We start from the raw sequence: 1,152 nt of genomic DNA, 5'->3' as shown, positions 1-1,152 counted from the left end.
CCTCTACTCGATGGAGACGCCAACCGCGAGATGTTCGAGGAACAACTTGACATCATCTTCAAGTCATTCAATGAGTCGTCCTTCTCCCATCACGGTAAATACTACGACATCCCACCCAAGGTTCCATATCGTGGGTATGAATTGGAGGAAATCACACTGGTGCCGCGTCCCCTCAAGCGACCTGTTGAGTGCTGGCAGCCTATCGTCAGTGCTAGTGAACGCGGACTCAACCTTATGGCAAAATACGGCATCAAGGGGATGATCGGCGGCGGTGCTGCTGCGGGAGGGGCTGCGGAAAAAGTAATACATGCTTGGCAGCAGGTGCAGGCGAACCACGGCAGGGAGATGGAACTGGGTGGCGACCTTATTATCGGCTTCTCCTACCATATTGCCGATACAGAGGAAAAGGCGATTGAGGAGGCGAGTAGATACTTTGAAGAACACATGAAGATGTTCGCACCTCTAGGGTTCGTGCGCGGATTGACGGACGAGCAGATTGCGGCGACGGCAGATCCTCAACGGGCGCGGACCGCCGGTTTGCCCACGCTGCGGGATGCTGTAGAGGCGGGTTCATGGCTGTGCGGACCGCCGGAATTGATTATTGAAAAATTGATGGACGTTCAAAAACGCTATCCCGGACTAGATCAAGTGACCGTCAACAACGCCGTAGGCACACCAGAGCATGTGATTCTGGAACAACTCGACCGATTCGCCAAAGAGGTCATGCCCACATTCAAAAACTAGTATATCAATCTACCCTATTTCTCTAGTACCATGCCTTCCTGCTCGATTCGCTCGAGCATCTCCCTAAACGCTGGTGTCCCGTCATTGTCCCAATACTCCGTCTCGATGGGGGCGTCATAGCTCATGGGGACTAACCCGCCACGCCAATCTGGCCTCACCATGAAGTGACGCGTATTGGCGGGATCATAGCGATTATACATCATTGAACCGTTGGCAAAACGGGATTTGATAATCCACGGTGCCTGCGCCGGCAACTCCAAATTCTCTAGCCGTTCTAGCGCCTCCCGATCGAGTGTAAGACCTAGCCCGGGCGCTTCCGGCACTCGCACAAATCCGTTGACGGGATTCAGCCTTTCCTTCACAACATCGCTCTGATAAATCTCCGTGGTGGTAACAAAATGGAAGGTA

2 protein-coding genes are annotated in these 1,152 nt (G+C 53.3%); one reads left to right on the top strand and one right to left on the bottom strand.

Annotation, left to right across the window (positions count from 1 at the left end; translation table 11 throughout):
- Nucleotides 1-744: LLM class flavin-dependent oxidoreductase (locus tag J4G02_03965; GenBank protein MCE2393748.1), on the top strand; the 744-nt coding region annotated here is incomplete at its 5' end.
- Between the two features lie 14 nt (nt 745-758).
- Here J4G02_03965 and J4G02_03960 read toward each other — a convergent pair.
- The coding region (locus J4G02_03960) for a hypothetical protein (protein ID MCE2393747.1) at nt 759-1,152 on the bottom strand (394 nt) is incomplete at its 5' end.

This window comes from Candidatus Poribacteria bacterium, from assembly GCA_021295755.1.
Classification (GTDB): domain Bacteria; phylum Poribacteria; class WGA-4E; order WGA-4E; family PCPOR2b; genus PCPOR2b.
This window is presented reverse-complemented; position numbering and strand designations above follow the sequence as displayed.